The organism is Streptomyces sp. DSM 106670, assembly GCF_055792845.1.
Map to the genome: position 1 here is coordinate 2,921,825 of NZ_CM147704.1, position 24,754 is coordinate 2,946,578.

Here is a 24,754-nt window from a genome sequence, read left to right on the forward strand (position 1 = left end):
GGTCCTTCTCGGTGGAGGGGCTCATGTGCGGCGGGCTTCGCGGACGAGCAGCCAGACGAAGTAGAGGCCGCCGATCGACACGGTCACGATGCCGACGGGCAGCTGGACGGGGGCGAACAGCCGCTGCCCCACCAGATCGGCGAGCGCCAGCAGGAACGCGCCGAGCACCGCGGACGGCCCCAGGGCCACCGAGGAGCCCCGGGTGATCCGGCGGGCGATCTGCGGGGCGACCAGCGCGATGAAGGCGATCGGCCCGGCGGCGGCGGTGACCAGGGCGATCAGCCCGACGCCGAGCACCACCAGGACCAGCCGTACCGCCTCCGTACGGGTGCCGAGGGCGGCGGCCGCGTCGTCGCCGAGCTCCAGCCGGCGCAGGGCCGGACCGCAGGCCAGGGCGGGCGGGATCAGCAGCGCGAGGAGGGCGAGGACGGGCCAGAGCTGGTCGTAGCCGAGGCTGTTGAGGGAGCCCGCGCCCCAGACCGCGGAGAGCATCACGTCCTGGATGTCCGCCCGGAGCACCAGCCAGGTGTTGAACGCCCCGAGCATGGCGGAGACCGCGATGCCGACGATGATCAGCCGGAACCCCTGGGCGGCGCCCCGGCGGTAGGCGAGCAGGAAGACCACGAACGCCGTGAGGATTCCGCCGGTCAGCGATCCGGCGGCCACCTGGTAGTAGCCGCCGCCGGTCAGCAGCATCACGACGAGCGCCCCGGTGTACGAGCCGGAGGAGAAGCCGATGATGTCGGGCGAGCCGAGCGGGTTGCGGGTGACCGACTGGAAGATCGCCCCGGAGACCGCGAGGGCCGCGCCGAGCAGCACCGCGAGCAGGGCCCGGGGCAGCCGCCATTCGACGACGACCGTACGGGTGCCCGCCGGGCCCTCGCCGTACAGCGCCCGGACGACGTCGGGCAGCGGGATCTCGTACGTACCGTAGGCCAGGGTGGCCACCAGGACGGCGAGGGTGAGCAGCAGGAACACCGCGCAGCTGACGGCGGTGCGCACATCCAGGCGCAGCGACCAGCGGGGGCCGCGGGCGACGAGGGTGGGCCGCCCGAAGTCGACCTTGTGGAGCACGGGTGCGGGGGTCGGGCTCACAGGCCGCTCACCTTCTTGCGGCGGACGAGCAGGATCAGGACGGGCGCGCCGACGAACGCGGTGACGATGCCCGCCTGGAGCTCCTGCGGGGACAGCACGACCCGGCCGAGGACATCGGCGACGATCAGCAGCAGGGGCGAGCAGATCGCGGTGTACGGGATGATCCAGCGCTGGTCGGGTCCGATGAACCAGCGGGCCACGTGCGGGACCATCAGCCCGACGAAGCCGATCGGTCCGGCGGCGGCGGTGGCGGCCCCGGCCAGCAGGGTCACCGAGAGGATCACCAGCAGCCGGGTGCGGACGATGTCCGCGCCGAGGGACCGGGCGAGGTCGTCGCCGAGGGCGACCGCGTTCAGCGGGCGCGCCACGAGCAGGGCGAGCAGCAGCCCCGCCCCGATGAAGGGCAGGACGGTGAACAGGATGTTCCAGTCCCGCCCGGCGAGCGAACCGGCGGACCAGCCGACCAGTTTCACGAAGGCGTCCGGCTTCAGCAGCGTGATCGCCGAGGAGATCCCGGCGAGGACCGCGCCGATGGCGACGCCGACCAGCGTCAGCCGGATCGGGGTGCCGCCGCCCTGCCCGGCCGAGCCGATGACGTACACGAGGGCGGTGACGAGGATCGCCCCGGCGAACGAGAGCCACAGGTAGGCGGTGATCGAGGAGAGGCCGAGGAAGCCGACCCCGATCGTCACGGCGAACCCGGCGCCCGCGTTGACCCCGAGGATCCCGGGGTCGGCCAGCGGGTTGCGGGTCAGCGCCTGGATGAGCGCGCCGGAGACCCCGAGGGCCGCCCCGGCGGTGAGCGCGAGCAGGGCGCGCGGCACCCGCAGTTCGCGCACGATGAAGGCGTGCTCGGAGCCGTCGGGCGCGGTCAGGGCGGACCAGACGTCGGGCAGCGGGACGGACTTGGCGCCGACGGCCAGGCTCGCGGCGAGGACCAGGACGAGGACGGCGAGCGCGAGGAGCAGCCCGAGGGCCCGCCCGGCGTTGGTGCGGACGAGCCCGGGGCGCGCCTCGCGCCCGGCGGCCCCGGCCCGTACCGCGACCGGGGCGGCGGCGGTGGTCGTCATAGCCCGAGCCGCTCCAGCCCCGCCTCGTACAGGTCGAGGCGGAGTTCCTCGTCCTCGGTGCGGTCCCAGACGCCGTTGAGCTCGGCCATGGTCGCGGCGTCGAGGGCCCGGTACTTCTCCAGCCACTCCTCCTGCTGGTGACGCCAGTAGCCGATGACCTTGTACCAGGCGGCGGGGTGCTTCAGTTCGTGGCGCAGATAGCGGCGGGCGCCGCGCAGTTCGCCGGACTCGCCGGCCACCCAGACATAGGTGCCGGGCGCGAGTTCGAGGCCGCGCAGGATCTCGGTGATGGCGCTGGGGCCGACGCCGTTGCCCCGGCCGGCCACCCAGCGCACGTCCAGGCGGGCGGGGCTGGTGAGTTCGATGCGGTGGGAGGCGTCGGCGATCTCGACGACGGCGACGGCGTGCGTCGCCGGGTCGAGCTGTTCCAGGAGGCGGCCGAGGGCGGGCAGCCCGGTGGCGTCGGTGACGAAGACCTGCCGGGCGGCCTCGCCCGGGGCCTCGTACAGGGAGCGCGGCGGGCCGAAGAGGAGCCGGTCGCCGGGGACGGCCTTGGCCGCCCAGCCGGTGGCCCGGCCGTGCCCGTGCAGCACGAAGTCGATGTCGACCTCGGCGGCCTCCGGGTCGAAGCGGCGCAGGGTGTAGGGCTGGATGTGCGGGTACTGCCCGTCGGGGTAGTGCCAGTCGCCGTCCTCGTCGACCTCGGGCAGCACCAGCTCGCCGTCCTCGGGCGGGAAGTGCAGCCGGACGTACTCGTCGCCGACCCGGGTCGAGGGGTAGTCGCGCAGGCTCTCGCTGTGGAAGGTCAGCCGGACCATGCCGGGCGACAGCGGCGTAACGCGGGCGACTTCGGCGATCACATAGGCGGCGGTCATGAGCGGGCCTTCTCACTGATCCGGGCGAGGACGCCGTCCAGGGCGTCCAGGCTCTCGGTGCCCCACTCGAAGGAGGAGACGACGGACGCGGGGATGTTGCGGAAGACCATGCCGTTCTTCACGGCGGGGAGGTTCTTCCACACGGTGTTCCCGGCGAGCGTCTCGTCGACGAAGTCCTTCGCCCCGTAGGAGTGGATGAGGATGTCGGCGTTGTCGAGCTTGCCGATCTGCTCCAGCGAGAGCCATTCGCTGACGGAGCCCTCCACGCCCTTGTGCTCACCCTCGGTGAAGGGGCGGAACTTCGCGCCGACCGCGTCCCAGGCCGGCACGTAGAAGTGCCCGGCGGGGTAGGTGCCCCAGGTCGTCTTGTCCTGGCCGTAGGCGAAGACCGCGATCTTGTTGTTCTCCAGGACGTCCGCGTACTTCGTCCTCAGCTCGTCGGCCTTCTTGTCGAAGACGTCGGCCTGCTTCTTGATCTCGGCGGACTTGCCGATGGCGGCCCCGATCATCAGGGTCCGCTCCTTCCACGCCCCGACGCCCGCCGCGTCGAGCTGGACGACGGGGGCGATGCCCTGGAGCCGCTTCAGCTCGCCCTTACGGAGGAAGCGGGTCTCGGCGAAGATCAGGTCGGGGTTCTGCTGGGCGACGGCCTCGATGTTGAGCTCGTAGTACGTCCCGATGGTGGGGGTGGCCTTGAGGGCGTCGTGGTAGCGCTGGGGGCGCAGGTCCGGGTCGTCGCTGTCGAAGCCCTCGACGACGCCGACGGGCTTCACGCCAAGGTCGACGAGGGTCGCGGGCGAGTAGAAGTCGACGGAGACGATCCGCTTCGGCTCGGCGGGGACCTCGACCTTGCCCGCGATGTCGGTGACCGTGCGGGTGGCGGAGCCCTTGCCCGCGCCCGCTCCCTTCGCGTCCGTGCCGCTCGCGGAACAGGAGCTGACGCCCAGCACGGCGACGAGGCTCGTGGCGGCCACGGCGATCAGGCGTCTGCGGGACGGCAGGGCGGCGGAGGTACGGGGGCGTGTCATCGGACTCCTTCAGGAACCCCTGTCCGGCGGCCGGGACATGGCCGGAACGGATCGGTTAGGGCAGGCTTACCTAAGGAAGTTACCTCAGTTCCCATGAGGGTATGGCGACACGCTGTTCCGGTTTCACGACACGCACGGCCGCACGGCCGGGCTCACAGACCCGGCTCGCCCACCCCGTTCACCGAGCGGAAGTACGCGGCGGGCGTATGGCCGGTGACCTGCCGGAAGAGATCGATGAACGTACTGGGGTTGGCATAGCCGAGCCGCCGCGAGACGGCCACGACCGGCTTGCCCGCGGCGATGTCGATGAGCGCGGAGCGGACACGGACGAGAATGCGCCACTGCGTCAGGCTCACCCCGGTGTCGCGCTGGAACCACCGCATCAGCGTCCGCCCGCTCAGCCCGATCATCCGGGCCCACTCCTCGGTGGTCCGGTCGTCGGCCGGATCCGCGATGATCCGCTCGGCGATCGTGAGCAGCTCCGGCGTCTTCGGCAGCGGGATGTCGAGCGAGACGGCCCGCACCGGCCGGATCAGATCCACCCCGACCCGCTGGAGCCGCAGCCGCGCCTCGGCGGACATCTCCTCGTTCTGGTTGTGCAGCAGCAGCTCCCGCAGCAGCCGGCTCATCGGGATGCCGACGACGGTCGCCCAGTCGACCGCCACCAGCTCCGGACTCAGGAAGGTGGCGTACGTGACGGCCCCCGCGCTCGCCCGGACCCGGTGCGGGGTGCCGGCCGGCAGCCAGATCCCGAGGCTCGGCGGCACCAGCCACAGCTGCCCGGCGGCCTCCACGGTGACATTGCCCGTGGTGGACCAGAGCAGTTCATGCTCCTGATGGGCGGTCGTCGCCCACTCGGTGGGCTCGGGCGTGGGGAAGGTCCCGGTCGTCAGCAGCCAGCGCTCCTCGACCTTGGGCTCGTCCGTCTCCACGGACGCGGTCCACTCGTCCCGCTCCAGGGTCGGCGCGCCCCAGAGCCGCACGGCGGAGCTCTCACGGGACGCCTGCCGCTTCGCCGTCACGCCCTTCACCAGCCCCTTCGCCGTCACGCTCGCCGTCACGGGAACACCTGTCGTCTTACCGTCATAACCTGTCACGATACCTTCTTGTGGCCAGCGCGACGCCGTTCCTAGCGTGAGGCGGTGACCGCTCCCGACCGCACCCCGCGCCCCGGCGTCCCCGCCGCTCCCCCGCCCGCCGCCCTGGTGCGCCTGGCCTTCTCCGGCTCGGGCCGGGGCGTCCGGCTGGCCGTCGCCGGGGCCGGGTTCGCCGGCCATCAGGTGGCGGAGGCGCTCGTACCGGTCCTGCTCGGCCTGGTCGTCGACCGGGCGATCGGCCGGAGCGACCCGGGCGCGCTGCTGGGCCTGCTCGGCGCGCTGGCCGCCCTGTTCGCGGTGCTGATCCTCTGCTGGCGCACCGGCTCCCGCCTCACCACCGGGGTGTACGCCTACGGGGAGCACGAGCTGCGCCTGCTGGCGACGGGCCGGGCGCTGCACCCCCGGGGCATGGCCGCCCGCCGGCCGCCCGGCGAGGTGCTGACCATCGCCACCTCCGACGCGTCCAACGTCTCCGGCGTCTCCTGGCTGATCGCCGAACAGGGCGCGGCGCTGGCGGGGCTGCTCACCGCCGCCGTCTCGCTGCTGCTGATCTCCTGGCAGCTGGCCGCCGTCGTCCTCGCGGCGACGGCCGTCCAACTGGTCGTGCTCCAGCTGCTGAGCGGTCCGCTGGACCGACGGGTGTACGCCGAACAGCGCGAGGCCGCCCGCGCCGGGGCCCTGGCCACGGACCTCACGGCCGGGGTCCGGGTCCTCAAGGGCTTCGGCGCGGAGCGGGCGGCCTCCCTGCGCTACCGGCGGGCGAGCCGGGACTCGATGGCGGCCGCGCTGCGCCGGGTCCGCTCGCTCGCCGGGCTCACGGCGCTCAACTCGGCGGTCTCCGGCGCCTTCCTGGCCGGGATCGCCCTGCTGGCGGCCTGGCACGCGCTCGAAGGGCGCCTAAGCGTCGGCGAGTTCGTCGCGGCGATCGGGCTCGCCCAGGTCGTCGCGGGACCGATGCGGACGCTCGGCTTCTTCGGCGCCTCCCTCGCCTCCAAGCGCGGCTCGGCGCGACGGCTGGCGGAACTGCTGGCCGAGCCGCACCGGGTGACACGACAGCAGCCGGTGTCCGGCGAACTCTTGCCCTCCGACGCCCTGTTCGCCCTCCGGTACGGCCGGGTCACGATCACCGCCCGGCCCGGCGAGCTGATCGGCGTCCGGGCCGCCGGAAGCGTGGCCGAGGAGCTGGCGGCCGTCGCCGCGTGCCGCCGGACGCCGGAGCCGGGGCAGTACGCCGTGCGGGCGCCCACGACCTGCACACACACGAATAAAAGCATGTGGCCCGAGCTCCCTCCGGCCCGCGACGCCGCCGCCCTCTCCCCCGACGACGTGCGCCGCATCGTCTACGCACCGCCGCACGACGCGTCCGTCTTCACCGGGACGGTCGCGGAGAACCTGTTCGCGGACGGGGTGAGCGCCCGGGCCACCGCCGCGTCCGGCCTGGACGACGTGCTCACCCACCTCACCGGCGGACTCGGCGCCCAGGTCGGCGAAGAGGGCCGCCTCCTCTCCGGCGGACAGCGCCAACGCCTGCTCCTGGCCCGGGCGTTGCACCAGCCGCAGCCGGTGCTGGTCCTGCACGAACCGACGACGTCGGTGGACAGCGTCACCGAGGACCGCATCGCACGGGCCCTGCGCGCGAGCGGCCGGACCGTCGTCCTGATCACCACCAGCCCGACCCTGCTCAGCGCCTGCCACCGGGTCCACGACCTGACGCCGAGCACGGCCACGGCACCGGAACCCGCCACGACGAAGGCCACCCGATGACCTCCCCGCTCCCCGTCGCCTCTCCCCGGGACACCGCCCGCACGACCCTGCGGCTGCTCGCCCGGCACCGCGTCCGGCTGGCCGCCACGGTCCTGGTGCTGCTCGCCGCGACGGCCTGCGCCCTCGCCGTACCGGCCCTGCTGGGCACGATGGTCGACGCCGTGGCCGACGGCCGCCCCTGGTCCGGTCTGCTGCGGCCCGCCGCGGGCATCGTCGCGGCCACGGGCGCGGGCGTCGCGCTCGGCTGGTGGGGGCAGTTGCTGCTGGCCCGGACCGCGCAGGACACCCTGGCCGGGCTGCGCGAGGACGTCTTCGCCACGGCGGTCGCCCAGCCCGCCTCCGTACTGGAGCGGGCGGGCAGCGGCGATCTGGTCTCCCGGGTCGCGGGCGACGCCGAGGCCGTCAACACGGTGATCGGGAAAGTCCTCCCGGCCACCGTGTCGGCCCTCTTCACGATCGCCCTGACACTCGTCGGCATCGGGGCGATCGACGTACGGTTCGCGCTCGCGGTGCTGGTCGCGACCCCGGTCCAGTACCTCGCGCTGCGCCGCTTCCTCGCCCGCTCCGGCCCCGTCTACCGGGCGGCCCGGCAGGCCGAGGCGGCGCGCGGCCAGTGCGTCGTCGAGAGCCTGACCGGCGCGGACACGGTGGCCGCCCTGCGCGCCCAGGACCGCCACACGGCGGCGGTGGCCGCGTCGTCCGAGCACGCCATCGGCTTCGAGCTGCGGGCGGTGCGGCTGCGCACCACGTTCTACGGGCTCCTGAACCTCGCGGAGTTCATCGGTCTCGCCGCCGTCCTGGCCACCGGCTACCACCTGGTGGGCGGGGGCGCGGTGACGCTGGGCGCGGCCACGGCCGCCGCGCTCTACTTCCACCGGCTGTTCGACCCCATCGGCGTCCTGCTCTCAGGCGTCGACGAACTCCAGGACGCGGGGGCGGGTCTGGCCCGGCTGACCGGCATCCTCTCGCTGCCCGCGCCCGCGCACCACGGGAGCGTCCCGGCACCACGGACACCGCCCGCGCCCGGCCGGATCGTCCTGGACCAGGTCTCGTACGCCTACGAGCACGGCAGCGGCCGCCGGGCGCTCGACGCGGTCTCCCTCACCGTGGAGCCGGGCGAGACCGTCGCGGTGGTGGGAGCGAGCGGGGCGGGGAAGACCACGCTCGCCAAGATCCTCGCCGGCGTCCTGCCCGCCGACTCCGGCCGGGTCCTGCTGGACGGCGTCCCGGTCGCGGACCTCCCCGTGGACACGCTGCGCCGCCGGATCGTCCTGGTCAGCCAGGAGGTGCATGTCTTCGACGGCACGGTCGCGGAGGACCTCCGCCTCTTCGCGCCCGAGGCGACCGACACCGGCATCCGCGCGGCCGCCGCCCGCCTGGGCGCGACGGAGTGGCTCGACGCGCTGCCCGAGGGGATCGGCACCCGGGTCGGGGCGGGCGGCCACGCTCTCACCGCCGCCCGCGCCCAGCACCTCGCCCTGCTCCGGCTCGCCCTCGCGGACCCGGGGGTGGCCCTGCTCGACGAGGCGACGGCGGAGGCCGGGACCGGCGAGGCGGAGCTGCTGGAGAACGCCGCGGCGGCCGCCCTCGCGGGCCGTACGGGCGTGGTGATCGCCCACCGTCTGAGCCAGGCCGCCCGTGCCGACCGGATCGTGGTCATGGACGCCGGGCGGATCGTCCAGTCCGGCACGCACACGGAACTGGCCGCCGCCGAAGGCCCGTACGCCCGGCTCTGGGAGGCGTGGAACCGCGCGCGGTGACCCGGGGGCGGCCGGTCGCCGGGCACACGAAAAAGCCTCCGCCCCGCGAGTGAACTCGCGGGGCGGAGGCTTACATGGGGTGGTGGAGATGGCGGGAATCGAACCCGCGTCCAACGGTGCGGAACCAGGGCTTCTCCGAGTGCAGTTCGCTACGCTTTTCTCGGCCCCGGAGGTCACGCGAACAAGCCTCCGACAGGCCCAGCCACTGTTTGATTTCCTTCTCGGCCCCGTGGCCGGGCCGAGAAGTTTAGATCCCTAGTTGATGCCAGGATCCGGGTCGGGATCACCCCCGGGCTGACACTCCGCAGAGTCTTCGCTTAGCTGCTAATTAGGCAGCGAGGGCGAAGGCGGAGGAATCGCGCTTGGAATTGGCGATTATTGTTTGCGACATATGGTTTACGAGATCATTGCCGCTTCCTCGACTCGCTTCCCCTGCTTCGACATCCGCTGTCGAAACCGATCATCCCCATGTTGATTTTTCAAAACGCGCACCTTCGCTGAGGTGCACGGCCCATCGTACGTGACCAACGCCGGACGATGCCAGCGTATTCCCCGCGGGGGGGTCCTCAGGCGCTGCGCTGCCGCCGGCGGGCCGCCGCGATGGCGCGGTTCGTCTCCCGCGTGTCCTGCTTCTCGCGGAGCGTCTGTCGCTTGTCGTACTCCTTCTTGCCCTTCGCCAGCGCGATCTCGACCTTGACCCGGCCGTCCTTGAAGTACAGCGCGAGCGGCACGATCGTGTGACCGCTCTCCTGCGACTTCGACTCCAGCTTGTCGATCTCGGCCCGGTGCAGCAGCAGCTTGCGCTTCCGCTTGGCCGCGTGGTTGGTCCAGGTGCCCTGGACGTACTCGGGTACGTGGATGTTGTGGAGCCACGCCTCGTGGTCGTCGATCTGCACGAAGCCGTCGACCAGGGAGGCCCGCCCCATGCGCAGGGACTTGACCTCCGTACCCATGAGGACGAGGCCGCACTCGTAGGTGTCGAGGATCGTGTAGTCGTGCCGCGCCTTCTTGTTCTGCGCGATCATCTTGCGCCCGGTGTCTTTTTCCTTCGCCATAGTGCGGTCATTTTCGCACTACGACCCACCCCCGAGGCCACTCAATACCGTTTCGGCCCGCTGCTGGGCCCGCTCCCCCACCACGAGGTCGGGGGTGATGCCCCGGCCGTCGACCGTGCGGCCGCCCGGAGTGCGGTAGTGGCCGACGGTCAGCTCGGCCACCGAACCGCCCGGAAGCTCGCTGGGCATCTGCACGGAGCCCTTGCCGAAGGTGGGCGAACCGACGGTGACCGCGCGGCCCCGGTCCTGGAGCGCGCCGGTCAGCAGCTCGGCCGCGCTCATCGTGCCGCCGTCGACCAGGACGACGACCGGCCGCTCCGTGTCACCGCCCGGATCGGCGTACAGGGCCTGTTCCTCGCCGCGCACGTCGTACGTGGCGACCAGACCGCCGTCCAGGAAGGCGGAGGCGGCGACGACGGCCTCGGCGACGAGCCCGCCGGAGTTGGCGCGCAGATCGAGCAGTATCCCGGCCCCTTCGGGAGCGTCCCGCACGGCGTCCCGGACGCCGGCCCCCGCACCCTTGGTGAACGCGGCCACCTTGATCAGGACCGCCGACGAGGGCTCGGCCCCCAGCCGCCGTACGGTGACCGGCTCGGTCGCCAGCCGGGCCCGCCGCAGGGTCTCGGTCCAGCTCCGACCCTCCCGGACCAGACCCAGCTCCACCCGGCTGCCCTCGGCCGCTCCCTTGCCGTCTCCGCGCAGTAACGCGACGATCTCCGCGACGGGGCGCTTGCCGACCGCCCGGCCGTCCAGGGTGCGCAGCAGGTCGCCGGTACGGATGCCGGCCCGGTCGGCGGGACCGCCGGGCTGGACCCGGGACACGGTGACGCCGCCGTGGGCGGTGCGCCGGGCGGAGAGCCCGACGCCGGTGTACGTACCGTCCAGCGCCTGCTCGAACTCCTCGTACTCCCGCTCGTCGTAGACCGCCCCCCAGCGGTCCCCGCTGCGGCTGACGACCTCCTCGGCGGCGTCCTTCACGGACTTCCCGTCGGCCTCGGCCTCGGCGGCGGCGTCCTCGATCTCCTCACGGTCGACCGGGGCGACGGTGGAGGAGACGGCACGGGTCTTCGGCCCGGCCCCGGGCTCGGGGTCCTGCGGCAGCGAACCGGTCGCGGCGGCGGTGGCGAGAGCGCACCCGAAGACCAATGTCAGGGCCGCCCCGCGGCGGAGACCGCGGGGCCCGAAGCGTTGAGCGGAGCCCGACATGGCGACGAGTCTAGGACAAACCCCCTGGGGCGCACGGGCGATCGCCCGTGCGCCCCAGGGGGCACATGTCACACCTTCAGGTACTTGCGCAGCGCGAAGAGAGCGGCGACGGCGGGCATCAGCAGACCGATCGCGAGCACCAGCGGAAGCTTGGTGAGGACCGCGTCCCAGCCGATGAAGTTGATCAGGTTCAGCTTCTCCTGGAGCGCGAGACCGCCGTCGATCAGGAAGTACCGGCCGCCGAGCAGCATGCCGCAGGCCAGGACGCCGCCGATCAGGCCGGCGACGGCCGCCTCCATGATGAAGGGGGCCTGGATGTAGAAGCCGGAGGCTCCCACCAGGCGCATGATGCCCGTTTCACGTCTCCGGCTGAACGCGGAGACGCGCACGGTGTTGACGATCAGGATCAGCGCGATGACGAGCATGAGGATCATCACGTAGATCGCGACGACGTTCATGCCGTTCATCAGCTCGAAGAGGTTGTCCAGGATGGACCGTTGGTCCTGGACGGACTGCACCCCGTCGCGTCCGGCGAAGGCCGTCGCGACGACCTTGTACTTCTGCGGGTCGTCCAGCTTGACCCGGAAGGACTCCTGCATCTGGTCGGGCGTGATGTTGCCCGCCATCGGGGAGTCGCCGAACTGCTCCTGGTAGTGCTTGTACGCCTCGTCGACCGTCTCGAAGTGGACCGTCTGGACGGCGTCCATCTTCTCCAGATCGGCCTTGATCTCCGCCTTCTGCTCCTTGGTGACAGCCCCCTTGGCGCACTTGGGCATGTCCTTGGCGTCGTTCTTGTTGCAGAGGAAGATCGAGACGTTGACCTTGTCGTACCAGTAGTCCTTCATCGTGCTGACCTGCTCGCGCATCAGCAGCGCACCGCCGAACAGGGCGAGCGAGAGGGCGACGGAGACCACGACCGCGAAGGTCATCGTGAGGTTGCGGCGGAGACCGACGCCGATCTCCGACAGGACGAACTGGGCGCGCATGGCGTCCTTTCAGTACTCGATGCTCGAAATGCACGAGGGGCCGGAGCCCCTCGGTCAGTGCTGGTAGCCGTAGACGCCGCGTGCCTGGTCGCGTACGAGACGGCCCTGCTCGAGCTCGATGACGCGCTTGCGCATCTGGTCGACGATGTTCTGGTCGTGGGTCGCCATGATCACGGTGGTGCCGGTCCGGTTGATCCGGTCCAGCAGCTTCATGATGCCGACCGAGGTCTGCGGGTCGAGGTTGCCGGTCGGCTCGTCCGCGATCAGCAGCATGGGGCGGTTCACGAAGGCGCGGGCGATGGCCACACGCTGCTGCTCACCACCGGAGAGCTCACCGGGCATCCGCTCCTCCTTGCCGCCGAGGCCGACGAGGTCGAGCACCTGGGGCACGGCCTTGCGGATCTCGCCGCGGGGCTTGCCGATGACCTCCTGCGCGAAGGCCACGTTCTCCGCGACCGTCTTGTTGGGCAGCAGGCGGAAGTCCTGGAAGACCGTCCCCAGCTGGCGGCGCATCTGCGGCACCTTCCAGTTGGACAGCCGCGCGAGGTCCTTGCCGAGCACATGGACCATGCCCGTGCTGGCGCGCTCCTCGCGCAGGATCAGTCGCATGAAGGTCGACTTGCCGGAGCCGGAGGACCCCACCAGGAAGACGAACTCACCCTTCTCGATGTCCAGCGAGACATCGCGCAGAGCCGGTCGGGTCTGCTTCGGGTAGGTCTTGGAGACGTTGTCGAATCGGATCACGGATGCACCACGGTCGGCCGGGAGTAGGTGAGCGTGACCATACGCGAACCGGGCTCACGCGTGCAGGCGGCGTCCGGCAATGGGCGATTTATGGCGGATCGACCGCCGGAACGAAACGGGTCGTGCCGGACCTTGTCCGGCGGGCCGCGCCGAAATCGCCGCGAGCTGGCACAGTGGTGGGGGGAACGGTTGCGTTTCCGTGAGCGTTGTGCGGAGAGAAAGCAGGCAAGCGGCTCCGCCGCGCGGGAGGAGGAATGCGCATGACCTATGACCGACTGGTGTGCGCGAACTGCGCGGCGCCCGTGAGCGAGGGCCGCTGCCGTGTCTGCCGTGCCGTACGGCAGCAGATGCTGGAGGAGCAGGGCCAGGGCCCGCTGGCCGGGATGAGCCCGGCGATGCTGATCGCCCTGATGGTGGTGCTGCTGACCGCTCTCGCGCTGCTGGCGCACCAAGCGGCCTGATCCGGCCCGCACACGCGCACGGCCCTCCGGGGCCGCCCCTCATCGCCCCGTCGGGGGCTGACAGACGTATGCGTACGGCCGCCTGAGCGGTTCGGGCGCGCAGAAGGGCCCGGGAGGCGTCGTACGCCCTCCCGGGCCCTTCGCGGTCCGCGCCGCGGACTAGGCGACCGTGCGACCGCCGCCGACGAGGCGGGGCAGGATACGGAAGCCGATGCCGCCCGCGATCATCGTCGCGGCGCCGATGACCAGGAAGGTCGTCTCGGCCGCACCGGTCTCGGCGAGCTCTTCCTTGCCCTTGCTCTGCTCGACCGGCTTGTTGCCGACACTGTCGGTGTCGGTGCCGTCGGTGCACTCGGCGCCGTCGAGGTCGACGGTGCAGGTGCCGGCGTCGTCGCCACCGGTGGTGGAACCGCCGGTGGAGCCGGCCGTGGAGCCACCGGTGGAGCCGGTGGTGCCGCCCTGGTCGCCGCCGCCGTTGTTGCCGGAGCCACCGTTGTTGCCGGAACCGCCGTTGTTGCCCGAGCCGCCGTTGTTGCCGGAGCCGCCGTCGACGCCACCATCAACGCCGCCATCGGCACCGCCGTCAGCACCGCCATCGGCACCGCCGTCAACGCCACCATCGGCACCGCCATCGACGCCACCGTCAGCACCGCCGTCAACGCCACCATCGGCACCGCCGTCAACGCCACCGTCGACACCGCCATCGACGCCACCGTCAGCACCGCCATCGACGCCACCATCGGCACCGCCGTCAACGCCACCATCGACACCGCCGTCAACGCCACCGTCGACACCGCCGTCAGCGGTACCGCCGTCGGCGCCCGCGTCGACGCCACCCGGGTCGCCACCATCGGTGGTGCCCTGGATGAGGCCACCGATGAGACCGTCATCGGTCTCGTCCTGGGTGGTGATCGATTCGTTGGAACCGTTGAGGTCCAGCGCCTGCGCCGCACCGGCAGCGGTCAGCGAGGCACCTGCGGCAATAACCGCACCAGCGGCTATCCGCGCGACGCGGACACGCGTCTTCTTCGTCATGTGTTGCTACCCCCAGTAGCCGATCTCGTCATTGGAGCAGCCATATGCGGGCCGTGGCCCTGCGGGGAATCGCTCTCGGCAAGGCCACGTCGTGTCGTGGTCACCCCGCCCGCCCCCCGGTTCACACCCGTCCCAGACATACGCATGCTGCTCTAGCACCCTGGCCAGAGTTAAGGATTACGTCAAGGCCGTTCCGTGCACTACACACCGGTATGGGGGTTCTTGACGGCTATTCGGAAGCACGACTGTGACGCATCGGGCACAGCTTCTCCTCAACGCGGAAGGGCCCGGACAGTCGCCTGTCCGGGCCCAACCTCCGTACCGCCGAGGCTACTTCTCGCGCTGCTTGCGCCAGCGGATGCCCGCTTCGACGAAGCCGTCGATCTCGCCGTTGAAGACCGCTTCGGGGTTGCCCATCTCGAACTCCGTACGCAGGTCCTTGACCATCTGGTACGGGTGCAGGACGTACGAACGCATCTGGTTGCCCCAGGAGTTGCCGCCGTCGCCCTTGAGCGCGTTCATCTTGGCCTGCTCCTCCTGGCGGCGGCGCTCGAGAAGCTTCGCCTGGAGGACGTTCATCGCGGACGCCTTGTTCTGGATCTGCGAGCGCTCGTTCTGGCAGGAGACGACGATGCCGGTGGGCAGGTGGGTCAGACGGACCGCGGAGTCCGTGGTGTTGACGCCCTGTCCGCCGGGGCCCGAGGAGCGGTACACGTCCACGCGCAGCTCGGACTCGTCGATCTCGATGTGGTCGGTCTGCTCGACGACCGGGAGCACCTCGACGCCCGCGAAGGACGTCTGGCGGCGGCCCTGGTTGTCGAAGGGCGAGATGCGGACCAGACGGTGGGTGCCCTGCTCGACGGAGAGCGTGCCGTAGGCGTACGGGACCTGCACGGCGAAGGTGGTCGACTTGATGCCGGCCTCTTCGGCGTAGGCGGTCTCGTAGACCTCGGTCTTGTAGCTGTGCTGCTCGGCCCAGCGGAGATACATGCGCTGGAGCTTCTCCGCGAAGTCCGCGGCGTCGACGCCGCCGGCCTCGGCCCGGATGGTCACCAGGGCCTCGCGCGCGTCGTACTCGCCGGAGAGGAGCGTACGGACCTCCATCTCGTCCAGCGCCTTCTTCACCGACTCCAGCTCGGACTCGGCCTCCGCCTGGGCGTCGGCGTCGCCCTCGTCAGCGGCGAGCTCGAAGAGGACTTCGAGGTCGTCGATGCGGCCGCGCAGGGTCTCGGCCTTGCGGACCTCGGCCTGGAGGTGCGAAAGCTTGCTGGTGATCTTCTGGGCCGCCTCCGGGTCGTCCCACAGGGACGGCGCCGCAGCCTGCTCCTCGAGCGCGGCGATGTCCGCCCTCAGCGCATCCAGGTCCAGGACGGCCTCGATCGACCCCATGGTCGAGGAGAGGGACTTCAGCTCTTCGGAAATATCGACGACTGCCACGGGTCCAGCGTAACGGCTGACCGGATGAAGCTTGCCCTCCCCCGGGAACCGGTCCGGAAACCCGCCCGGGGAAGGGGTGCGCTCAGGGGGTCGCCGGGGCCGAGTTCTCGCTGTCCTGGGGCGCCCCGTCCCCGTCTCCGCCGCCGGTGGCCAGCCAGCCGCCGACCGCGACGGCCGCGCAGAGGGCGAGGGCGGCGACACCGAGGGTGAGGCGGCGCTTGCGGACGGCGGCCGCCTTGTTGCGGGCGGAGCCGGGCCGGGGCCTGCCCGGGGCGCGGGGGGCGCGGGCCGTCCCGAGCGGGCCGCCCGCCAGCTCGTCCGGGGCCGGGACGCGCATGCTCGTGTGGGTGTCCCGGTTGAGTCGGGCGCGGAGCCGGGCACCAGCGGGACCGCGCCGCGGCGGCGGGGCTCCTCGGCGGCCGGGGTGTACTGCTGCTCGTCGTAGCCGGCGGGCTGCTGGTCGCTCTCCTCGGGGCCCGGCTCGTCCACCTCCAGCGGGGGTATCCCTGCCAGCAGGGGCAGCAGGTCGCGCAGCCGTACGGCGAGCTCCGAGGCGCGCAGCCGGGAGGCGGGGGCCTTGGCCAGGCACTGGACGAGGAGCTGCCAGAGCTCCTCGGGGATGCCGGGGAGCGGGACGACGGTCTCGGTGACATGGCGGCGCAGGACCGCGCCGGGGTGGCCGCCGCCGAAGGGCGTGAATCCGGCGAGCAGCTCGTAGAGCACGGTCGCGAGCGCGTAGATGTCGACGGCGGCGCGTGGCGGGAGGCCCTCGACGATCTCGGGGGCCAGGTAGTCCGGCGTACCGATGATCTTCGTGGCCTTGGTGCGGCGCGGGGTGTCGATCAGCTTGGCGACGCCGAAGTCGGTGAGCAGGGCGGGGTGGGCGCCGCCGGGGCCGAGCGGGCCCTCCATGTCGAGCAGGATGTTCTCCGGCTTGACGTCCCGGTGGACGATCTGGGCCTTGTGCGCGGCGGCCAGCCCGTCGGCGACGTCCGCGATGATCGCGACGGCGGCCTCGGGGGCGAGGCGGCGCTCGCGGTCCAGGCGGGTGCGCAGGTCGGTGCCGCGGACGAGCGTCATGACCAGGGCGAGGTCGTTGCCGTCCACGACGAGGTCCCGGACGGCGACCACGTGCGGGTGGTCGAGCCCGAGCAGGGCGGTGCGCTCCTGTACGAAGCGGCCCACGAGCTCCTGGTCGGACGCGAGGTCCTCACGGAGCAGCTTGATGGCGACCGGGCCCTCGGGCCCTTCGCCGAGCCATACCGTGCCGGCGCTGCCGCGCCCCAGGATCTGGTGGGCCGTGTACCGGCTGCCGATATTCCGTGCCAAGACTGCTCCCTCAGCGGCTGGCGGTGGACCCCCGGTCGACAAAGTTACGCGGCGTTCGGGGTGTCACGTGCCCTGGATGGCGCCGACCTTCACTTCTCCGGGCCAAATAGGCCCGGAGAAGTCGACAAAGGGACAGCATTGCGCGGCCGGGCCCTGATTACGGGTCAGGCCCCGCCCGAGCCTCCGGCGCTGTCGCCGAGCTGGGAGAACCAGTCGGTGACCTTGCCGATGGCGTCGCCGATCGCTTCCCAGTAGCCCTTGCCCTGGGCGACCCAGTCCTGGAGCGGGGTCAGCTCCCAGATGAGCCAGCCGGCGATGATCAGGAGCACCACGGTGAACAGGCAGCCCTTGAGGCAGCCGAGTCCGGGGATGCGCATCGGGTTGGCGCCGCGCTGCCTCGGCGGACGCGGCTCGCGCGGCGGGCGCGCGGCCGGCTGCTGGGGCTGCTGCGGCTGCGGGGGCGCGTACTGCTGCCGCTGGGGCTGCTGCGGCTGCTGGTAGCGCTGCGGCTGCTGTTGCTGCTGTTGATACGGGTACTGCTGCTGGAGCGGCTGCTGCCTGCGCTGTGCGGGCTGCTGCTGCCGCTGGGGCGGCTGCTGCTGCGGCGCCTGGCGCTGGGGGCGGCGGCGCAGCGGGTCCTGGCTCGGGTCGAGGTACTGGACCTGGGTCTGCTCGTTGCGGTCGCGGGCCGCCTGGAGCTGTGACTGCCAGGGGTGCGGGCCGTCCGGCTGCGGCGGCCCGTCGGGGCGCTGCGGCACGGGCGGCAGGACGGCGGTCGGGTCGGCGTGGCCGCCGGGTCCGCCCTGGCCGCCGGGTCCGGTCTGCGGGAGCACGCTGGTGGCGGCGGCCGGGTCGTAGGAGCCCGCGTTGCTCGGCAGCACCTGCGTGGGGTCGGCCGCGCCCGGGGTCTCCGGGACCGCGGCGGGCGCCGGGTCGGGGGCGAGCAGGGCGCCCACCCCGTCGGCGGCGGCGATCTGGGCGGAGTTCGCGTGGACGCCGATGCCCGCGGCGACCGTACGCAGACCGCGGGCCAGGTTCTCGGCGCTGGGCCGGCGCTCCGGGTCCTTGCTGAGGCAGCGCTCTATGACCGTCCACAGCGGGGCGGGCACGGTGGAGGGCCTGCGGGGCTCCTCGCTGAGGTGCCGGTGCAGGACTTCGAGGGCGGTGCCCCCGGCGAACGGCGGACGGCCGGTGACCAGCTCGTACAGCAGGATGCCCGCGCCGTAGATGTCGACGGCGGAGGTCTGCGGGCGGCCCTCGGCGGACTCCGGCGCGACATAGGCGGGCGTGCCGACGAACTCGTGGGTCCGGGTCAGGCCCGGGGAGTCGGCGAGGCGCGCGATGCCGAAGTCGGTGAGCATCGGGGTCATGCCGCCGTCGCGCTCGTCGAGCAGCACGTTGGCGGGCTTGAGGTCGCGGTGGACGACGCCGTCGGCGTGGCTGGCGGCGAGCGCGTCCGCGATCTGCGCGGTGAGCAGCGACGCGGCGACCGGGGTGAGCGGGCCGTTCTCGCGGAGGTAGCGGTGCAGGTCGGGGCCGTCGATCAGGTCCATCACGAGGGCGAGGAGATCGCCCTCGACGACGAGGTCACGGGTGCGCACGATGTTCGGGTGCGTGAGCCGCAGCAGGACGGAGCGCTCCCGCAGGAACCGCATCACGACATCGGCGTCGTTGGCCAGCTCCTCCTTGAGGACCTTGATGGCCACGGTCTCGCCGGGCTGACCCGCGACGGCCGCCTCGGCGCCCGCGGTCTCCCGCTGGCGGGCTCGCCAGACGGTGCCCGTGGCGCCGCGCCCGAGCGGCTCCTCGAGCAGGTACTTGCTGCCTACCGGCCGCACGTCATGCGCTCCCTGCTGATCGTGGTGCTTGCGGTCCCCCGAGAGGGTGCCCGAATGTTCCGGCCCACTGTAGTGCCGCCGAACGGGGCATGTGGGGGCTCGCGTTTCGGGGGAAGACGCGCGGGCCGGGCGGAAGGTTGCCGCACGGCCGCCCCAGGGGCGTACGAACGTTCGGACGCAGGTACGGGTTCCGGCCCGGCATCGGGCAGGTAACTGCCAGGGAAGCCCTCCGAGCGGCAGGATCCGGACGCAAGCAGGCACTTTTGCGCCCACAGCCGACCATTCAAGATCATTTAAAGGTGACCGCCGGGCGTGTTGTCAGTGGCAGGTGCGAGGATGCCTCCAGCACGGATCTGCGGGCTCGGAGTCTCGCGGTGCGTGACGACCTGTACGGACGACGTGTCCGTGCCGGGTGGGGGGAATCACAGGGCGTTTCCCCTGCCGGGCACCCCCGCGCAGAAGGGACCGCTGACGGCGATGCAGATCCGGCTGACCGTCCTCGCGCCGCGCAGCGGCCAGACCCCGGCGCGCACCTGCGACGTGCTCGTCACCGCCCCCGCCGGGACGGCGCTGGCCGCCGTCGCCTCGCAGCTGGCCGCCGCCGTGTCGGGGCCCGAGAGCTCCCAGGGCGGCGGGGCGGTCGTGCTCTTCGCCGGCCGGGAGCGGCTGGACGGACACCGCATCGCGCTGGGCGAGCCGCCCCTGGTGGACGGCGCGGTCCTCTCGCTCCAGGTGCCCGGCGACGACGAGGCGACGGACGACGCCGTTCCGGCCCAGTTGCACGTGGTGGCGGGGCCGGACGCGGGCGGGGTCCATCTGCTGCACGGCGGGCAGATCCGGATCGGCCGCTCCGCCGACGCGGACGTCCCGCTCGACGACCCGGACGTCTCCCGGCTGCACTGCGCGGTGACGGTCTCCGACGACGGCCGGGTCTCGGTCGCGGACCTCGGCTCGACGAACGGCACCTCGCTGGACGGCGTCGAGGTGCACGAACGGCCGGTCCGTCTCGTCCCCGGCGCACTGCTGCGGCTCGGCGAATCCGCCCTCCGCCTCACCGCGGGCTCCCGTCCGGCGACGCTGCCGACCGCCCCGGACGGCGAGGGGCACCTGCGGGTGACCCGCGCCGAGACGGGGCCCTCCGCCCCGGGCCACGGCACCGGTGCGCCCTTCGCCGCGCACACCCCCGACCACGGCGGCCCGGGCCCCGGCCAGGCGTACGGCGCCTCGCCCCGGACCCCCGGCCCCGGCACGTCCGCACCGGCCTCCCCGTTCTCCGCCTCCGCATCCGCCGCCCCTTCCACGTCCTTCACTTCCTCCGCTTTCTCCGCCTCCTCCGCTTCCTCCGACCCCGACGAGGGCTCCTGGCCGGAGCGCGCCGAGGCCGGACACGGCGATCGCGGACGCGACGAGGAGTTCACCGACGCCCCGGCGCCCCGGCGCGGCATAGGGGCCTGGGCGAGGCGGCTCAAGGGCGGCGCGAAGGGTGAGCAGACGGCGGGCCCGGAGACCGGGGGCGGCCGGTCCAGGCCCTCCGGCGGCCCGGACGGGTACGGCGGCACCCGCAGCCCGGACGACCCGGGCGCCGCGTCGGCGTACGGATCGTCGGCGTACGGCTCCGGCACGCATGGATCCTCGGGGCCCTCCGGAACGTACGGCTCCGGCGCCTCCGGTACGTACGGCTCCCAGGGTTTCCCGGACGGGTACGCCGACCCCTCCGGCGATCCGGCGTCGGGCGCCGGGCACCTCGCCTCGCCCGTCTCCCCCGGTTCGCCCTTCTCCGCGCTGACCTCCGCCCCCGAGGGCACCTGGCCCGACCCGGCCGCCGTGCTGCTGACCGCGCTCGGGCCCGGGCCCCGGCTCTGGGAGCGCCACCCGGAGCACCCGGAGGCGCTGGTGGTGCGGCTCGGCACGACCGACCGGGCCGAGGTGCCCGCCGTGCCGGTGACCGTGGGGCTGCGGGAGGCCGGTTCGCTGGGGCTCGCCGGTCCGCGCGCCCGGCTGGCGGGGCTGGCCCGCGCGACGGTCGCGCAGCTCGCCGCGCTGCACTCCCCGTTCGACCTGGAGATCGTCCTCATCAGCACGGACCGCGCCCGCCCGCTGGAGGAACGGCGGCGCGAGTGGTCCTGGCTGGGGTGGCTGCCGCATCTGCGTCCGACGCACGGGCAGGACTGCCGGCTGCTCCTCGCGTACGACCGTGATCAGGCGGCCGCCCGTACGGCCGAGCTGGTGCGCCGCCTCGACGAGGGCCCGCTCGGTCCCGGCTGGCCGCATCTGGACCGGGCGGCGGTGGCCGAGGCCGCCCGCGCCCACAAGGGGCCGCACACGGTGGTCGTCCTGGACGGCGACCCCGGTACGGCGATGCTCCGCGAGACCACCGCACGACTGGCCGGGGCGGGCGCGGCGGCCGGGATCCATCTGATCTGCCTGGCCGAGACCCCGGCCGCCTCCCCCACCTCCCCGGTGGCCGCGACGTACGAGGCCGCCTGCCGGGCCTCCATCGCCTTCCGCGAGTGCGGGGCGGTCGCGATGCTGAGCGGCGACGTCGCCACGGCGTTGCGGCTGCTGCGCACGGCGGGCGGGCAGGCGGCGGGGCACGGGACGGTGGCCGCGGTGGACGCGGTGTCGCCGGCCTGGGCCGAGCGGTTCGGGCGGGCGCTCGCACCGCTGCGCGAGGAGGGCTCGGCCGCGCTGGCGGGCCGCCCGACGACCGCGGCGCTGCCGCCGTCCGCCCGGCTGCTGGACGAGCTGGGCCTGGCCCGCGCCACTCCGGCCTCGCTGATGGCCCGCTGGGCGTCCACGGCGGAGGCCCAGCCCGGTGCCTCGGCGCCCAGGGCCTCGGCTGTCTCCGCGCCCCGCCCGGAGCTGGACAGCCCCAACTCCGGCCGCACCCTCAGCGCGGGCCCGCGCGTCGGCCCCCAGCGCACGGCGGCCTCCTCGGAGCGCGACTCCGGCCGCACCCCGTACCCGGCGGCGGGCACCCCCGACCCGGACCGCACCCCGTATCCCCCGCTGGACGCCCGCGACTCCGGCCGCACGCCCTACCCGCCGCTGGACGCCCGCGACACCCGTGACTCCGAGCGCACGCCCTACCTCGGCGCCCAGCGCTCCGGGCCGGGCCAGGGCGCCGGGGCCGGTGAGCAGGGCGACGCGGTCGCGGACCGGCCCACCGTGCACTCCGGCCGGCCGGTCCTCGTGCTCGGGGCGGGCCCCCGGGGCCCCCTCAGCGTCGATCTCGCCGACGAAGGGCCGCATCTGCTGATCGAGGGGCCGCCGGGCAGCGGCCGTACCGAACTGCTCCGGGCCGTCGCCGCCTCGCTCGCCGCCGCGGCCCGGCCCGACCGGCTCGGCATCCTGCTGGTCGACGGCGCCGGCGGCGAGCAGGGCGAGCGCGGCGAGGGCCTGCTTCCCTGTACGGAGCTGCCGCATGTCTTCACGCACCTCGTGGCGTGCGACCCGGTCCGGATGCGGGAGTTCGCGCAGGCCCTGGGCGGCGAGCTGAAGCGGCGCGCCGAGCTGCTCGGCGACCTGGACTTCGCCGCCTGGCACGAGCGGTACGCCCAGCAGGAGGCGCAGCAGGAGGCCGCGCCCCGCGTCGTGGGCCAGCGGCCGCCGAGCGGCGCCGAGCGGCGGGGCGATCTGGACTCCCCGGCCAGCGGCACGCTGCGGCTGCGCCCCGCCGCCGCCCGGTCCGCGGACCCGGGCCCGTCCCCGCTGCCCCGGCTCGTCGTCCTCGCCGACGACTTCGACGCCCTGGTCGCCCCGGCGCTCGGCAGCCCGGGCCGGCCCGCCGCCGGTTCGGTGGTGCGGGCGCTGGAGGCCGTCGCCCGGGACGGCGGACGGCTCGGGGTGCATCTGGTCGCCACCTCCGCGCGCCCCGACCGTACCGAGGACACCGAGCTGGCCCGCGGCGCCCGGCTGCGCATCGTGCTGGACGCCCCGGTGCTGCCGCCGTCCCCGGACGAACCGGCCCCCGGCCGGGGCCGGTTGGGGCATCCGGACGGCCGGGTGACGCCGTTCCAGGGGGGCCGGGTCACCGGCCGCATCCCGCGCACGGCGACGCTGCGCCCCACCGTGGTCCCGCTGGAGTGGGAGCGGATGGGCGATCCGCCGACCCGGCGCCCGGTCCGGGAGCTGGGCAACGGGCCGACCGACCTGGCGCTGCTCGCCAGTGCCCTGGAGCGCGCGGCCCGTTCGGTGAACGCCGAGCGGCTGCCCGCCCTGGTCCCGTTCACGGCCTGAAGCGACCACCGGCACAGGACACCGGCACTGGCACGCACCGCAGACACAGACACAGGCACGGGCGTGTACGCCTGCCGCTCCTCCCTGCCCCTGCCCGGGGCCGTGTCCGGCATGCCCTGACACGACGTCACGAGGCGATCACGATCACCATGTTGGGACCTACGGCGGTATTGCGGGGCCCGTGCGCCGGGCGTAGGACTGTGCGCACGGACGACGTGGTCCGGGCATGCGACGTGGCCGGGCGCGTAAAGAAGAGACGGGGCAGGAATGCGCACAACCTTCTCGATACGCAGGGCCGCACTCGTGTTCGCGGCGGTCGGCGCTCTGGCGCTCACCGGCTGCGGAGGCGACGGCGACGGCAAGAAGAAGTCGGGCGACGGCTCCGGCAAGGGCACGGACAGCGCGTCCACGGTCGACCTGCCGAAGCTGGACGGGGAGAACATCTCGGTCGCCGCGGTCTGGACCGGACCCGAGCAGACCAACTTCACCAAGGTGCTGGACGAGTTCGAGAAGCGTACGGGTGCGAGCGTCACGTTCGTCCCGGCGCAGGACCCGATCATCAACTTCCTGGGCACGAAGATCGCGGGCAAGCAGCCGCCGGACGTGGCGATGATCCCGCAGGTCGGCGCGATCCAGCAGGCGGCCGCGAAGAAGTGGGCCAAGCCGGTCGGACCCGAGGCGCGGGCCCAGCTCGGCCAGAACTACGCCGAGGTCTGGCAGGAGCTCGGCAAGGTGGACGGCACCCAGTACGGCGTCTACTTCAAGGCCGCCAACAAGTCGCTGATCTGGTACAACGCCGCCGCGTTCGACAACGCGGGGGCCAGTGAGCCGAAGACCTGGAAGGACTTCCTGACGACCGCGGAGACCATCTCCGCCTCCGGTGTCACCCCGGTCTCGGTGGGCGGCGCGGACGGCTGGACCCTGACCGACTGGTTCGAGAACGTCTATCTCTCCCAGGCGGGTCCGGAGAAGTACGACCAGCTGGCGAAGCACGAGATCCCGTGGACCGACCCGTCCGTGAAGGACGCGCTGACCACGCTGGCCGAGCTGTTCGGGAAACCGGAGCTGATCGCGGGCGGCGCGGACGGGGCGCTCCAGACGGAGTTCCCGGCCTCGGTCACCCAGACCTTCACCGGGGGCGACCAGCCCAAGGGTGCGATGGTCTTCGAGGGCGACTTCGTCTCGATCAACATCGCGCAGACCGAGGCGAAGATCGGTACGGACGCCAAGGTCTTCCCGTTCCCGGCGGTCGGCGCGGACTCCCCCGTGGTGACCGGCGGCGACGCGGCGGTGGCGCTGAAGGACACCAAGGGCGCGCAGGCGCTGCTGACCTGGCTGGCGTCGTCGGACGCGGCGAAGATCTGGGCCGAGGCGGGCGGGTTCATCTCCCCGAACAAGGGCCTGGACCTGAAGGCGTACCCGAACGACGTGCAGCGCACGATGGCCCAGGCGCTGATCGACGCCGGTGACGACGTCCGGTTCGACATGTCCGACCAGGCCCCGCAGTCGTTCGGCGGGACGCCCGGGAAGGGCGAGTGGAAGATCCTCCAGGACTTCCTGAAGAACCCGAAGGACATCGCGGGGACCCAGAAACAGCTGGAGTCCGAAGCGGTCAAGGCGTACAAGAGCTGACGCCGTGACGACAGCGACCGCGGGGGGCGCCGGTGCGGCGCCCCCCGCCGACGAGACGAGTCCGCGCCCGTCCCCGCCGCCGGATCCGAAGAAGCCCGGCCGG

At 73.0% G+C, this 24,754-nt stretch carries 17 protein-coding genes, 1 other RNA gene and 1 pseudogene; 5 read left to right on the forward strand and 14 right to left on the reverse strand.

Annotated elements, in window-relative coordinates; all coding sequences use genetic code 11:
* Nucleotides 1–21: 21 nt before the first annotated feature.
* The 5 genes from ACSMXR_RS12955 to ACSMXR_RS12975 all read right to left on the reverse strand — a co-directional run bounded on the left by ACSMXR_RS12955 (nucleotide 22) and on the right by ACSMXR_RS12975 (nucleotide 5,129).
* On the reverse strand, nucleotides 22–1,095 hold the full coding sequence (locus ACSMXR_RS12955; RefSeq protein ID WP_473171910.1) for a FecCD family ABC transporter permease: 1,074 nt from the start codon (nucleotides 1,093–1,095) through the stop codon (nucleotides 22–24).
* Nucleotides 1,092–2,165: an iron chelate uptake ABC transporter family permease subunit gene (locus tag ACSMXR_RS12960; RefSeq protein WP_137233662.1), complete on the reverse strand. Its 1,074-nt coding sequence runs from the start codon at nucleotides 2,163–2,165 to the stop codon at nucleotides 1,092–1,094. Before ACSMXR_RS12960 ends, ACSMXR_RS12955 begins: the two co-directional genes overlap by 4 nt.
* Nucleotides 2,162–3,040, reverse strand: a complete 879-nt coding sequence (locus tag ACSMXR_RS12965) for a siderophore-interacting protein (RefSeq protein WP_218526242.1) — start codon at nucleotides 3,038–3,040, stop codon at nucleotides 2,162–2,164. The genes ACSMXR_RS12960 and ACSMXR_RS12965 overlap by 4 nt, the downstream gene beginning before the upstream one ends.
* A complete protein-coding gene (locus ACSMXR_RS12970) occupies nucleotides 3,037–4,068 on the reverse strand; it encodes an ABC transporter substrate-binding protein (RefSeq protein WP_137233660.1) in 1,032 nt (343 codons plus the stop codon). The genes ACSMXR_RS12965 and ACSMXR_RS12970 overlap by 4 nt, the downstream gene beginning before the upstream one ends.
* A gap of 152 nt (nucleotides 4,069–4,220) precedes the next feature.
* The gene (locus ACSMXR_RS12975; protein WP_473171911.1) at nucleotides 4,221–5,129 is read right to left on the reverse strand and encodes an AraC family transcriptional regulator; all 909 of its coding nucleotides are present in this window, start codon (nucleotides 5,127–5,129) and stop codon (nucleotides 4,221–4,223) included.
* Nucleotides 5,130–5,210: 81 nt separating this feature from the next.
* On the opposite strand from ACSMXR_RS12975, the gene ACSMXR_RS12980 reads away from it, so the two are divergent.
* A complete protein-coding gene (locus ACSMXR_RS12980; protein WP_473171912.1) occupies nucleotides 5,211–6,929 on the forward strand; it encodes an ABC transporter transmembrane domain-containing protein in 1,719 nt (572 codons plus the stop codon).
* The gene (locus tag ACSMXR_RS12985) at nucleotides 6,926–8,689 is read left to right on the forward strand and encodes an ABC transporter ATP-binding protein (protein ID WP_473171913.1); all 1,764 of its coding nucleotides are present in this window, start codon (nucleotides 6,926–6,928) and stop codon (nucleotides 8,687–8,689) included. Before ACSMXR_RS12980 ends, ACSMXR_RS12985 begins: the two co-directional genes overlap by 4 nt.
* Before the next feature lie 80 nt (nucleotides 8,690–8,769).
* Here ACSMXR_RS12985 and ssrA read toward each other — a convergent pair.
* The 5 genes from ssrA to ftsE form a co-directional block, all read right to left on the reverse strand.
* Nucleotides 8,770–9,157, reverse strand: a transfer-messenger RNA (tmRNA) gene (gene ssrA, locus ACSMXR_RS12990).
* Between the two features lie 98 nt (nucleotides 9,158–9,255).
* Nucleotides 9,256–9,744 (reverse strand): SsrA-binding protein SmpB, encoded by a 489-nt coding sequence (gene smpB, locus ACSMXR_RS12995; protein ID WP_026241535.1) that lies wholly within the window; start codon nucleotides 9,742–9,744, stop codon nucleotides 9,256–9,258.
* 18 nt (nucleotides 9,745–9,762) lie between these two features.
* Nucleotides 9,763–10,950, reverse strand: a complete 1,188-nt coding sequence (locus ACSMXR_RS13000; RefSeq protein ID WP_137233657.1) for a S41 family peptidase — start codon at nucleotides 10,948–10,950, stop codon at nucleotides 9,763–9,765.
* A 68-nt stretch (nucleotides 10,951–11,018) separates the two neighbouring features.
* Nucleotides 11,019–11,936 carry a permease-like cell division protein FtsX gene (gene ftsX / locus ACSMXR_RS13005; protein WP_030087517.1) on the reverse strand — a complete coding sequence of 306 codons (918 nt, stop codon included), beginning with the start codon at nucleotides 11,934–11,936 and terminating at the stop codon, nucleotides 11,019–11,021.
* A gap of 54 nt (nucleotides 11,937–11,990) precedes the next feature.
* The gene (ftsE, locus tag ACSMXR_RS13010; protein WP_003968787.1) at nucleotides 11,991–12,680 is read right to left on the reverse strand and encodes a cell division ATP-binding protein FtsE; all 690 of its coding nucleotides are present in this window, start codon (nucleotides 12,678–12,680) and stop codon (nucleotides 11,991–11,993) included.
* A gap of 260 nt (nucleotides 12,681–12,940) precedes the next feature.
* On the opposite strand from ftsE, the gene ACSMXR_RS13015 reads away from it, so the two are divergent.
* Nucleotides 12,941–13,141 carry a hypothetical protein gene (locus ACSMXR_RS13015; protein ID WP_030087514.1) on the forward strand — a complete coding sequence of 67 codons (201 nt, stop codon included), beginning with the start codon at nucleotides 12,941–12,943 and terminating at the stop codon, nucleotides 13,139–13,141.
* Between the two features lie 159 nt (nucleotides 13,142–13,300).
* Here the strand turns inward: ACSMXR_RS13015 and ACSMXR_RS13020 are convergent, their stop codons facing one another.
* The 4 genes and pseudogenes from ACSMXR_RS13020 to ACSMXR_RS13035 form a co-directional block, all read right to left on the reverse strand.
* Nucleotides 13,301–14,176: an LPXTG cell wall anchor domain-containing protein gene (locus ACSMXR_RS13020; RefSeq protein ID WP_473171914.1), complete on the reverse strand. Its 876-nt coding sequence runs from the start codon at nucleotides 14,174–14,176 to the stop codon at nucleotides 13,301–13,303.
* A 330-nt stretch (nucleotides 14,177–14,506) separates the two neighbouring features.
* On the reverse strand, nucleotides 14,507–15,613 hold the full coding sequence (prfB, locus tag ACSMXR_RS13025; protein ID WP_030075761.1) for a peptide chain release factor 2: 1,107 nt from the start codon (nucleotides 15,611–15,613) through the stop codon (nucleotides 14,507–14,509).
* 82 nt (nucleotides 15,614–15,695) lie between these two features.
* A pseudogene (locus ACSMXR_RS13030) lies at nucleotides 15,696–16,942 on the reverse strand (serine/threonine-protein kinase).
* Between the two features lie 164 nt (nucleotides 16,943–17,106).
* Nucleotides 17,107–18,780 (reverse strand): serine/threonine-protein kinase, encoded by a 1,674-nt coding sequence (locus tag ACSMXR_RS13035; protein ID WP_376188545.1) that lies wholly within the window; start codon nucleotides 18,778–18,780, stop codon nucleotides 17,107–17,109.
* 477 nt (nucleotides 18,781–19,257) lie between these two features.
* Here ACSMXR_RS13035 and ACSMXR_RS13040 point away from each other — a divergent pair, with 477 nt between their 5' ends.
* Together ACSMXR_RS13040 and ACSMXR_RS13045 are read left to right on the forward strand one after the other, a co-directional pair.
* Complete coding sequence (locus ACSMXR_RS13040; RefSeq protein ID WP_473171915.1) at nucleotides 19,258–23,019, forward strand: FHA domain-containing protein; 3,762 nt, start codon at nucleotides 19,258–19,260, stop codon at nucleotides 23,017–23,019.
* A 267-nt stretch (nucleotides 23,020–23,286) separates the two neighbouring features.
* The gene (locus tag ACSMXR_RS13045; RefSeq protein WP_473171916.1) at nucleotides 23,287–24,651 is read left to right on the forward strand and encodes an ABC transporter substrate-binding protein; all 1,365 of its coding nucleotides are present in this window, start codon (nucleotides 23,287–23,289) and stop codon (nucleotides 24,649–24,651) included.
* The last annotated feature ends 103 nt before the right edge of the window (nucleotides 24,652–24,754 follow it).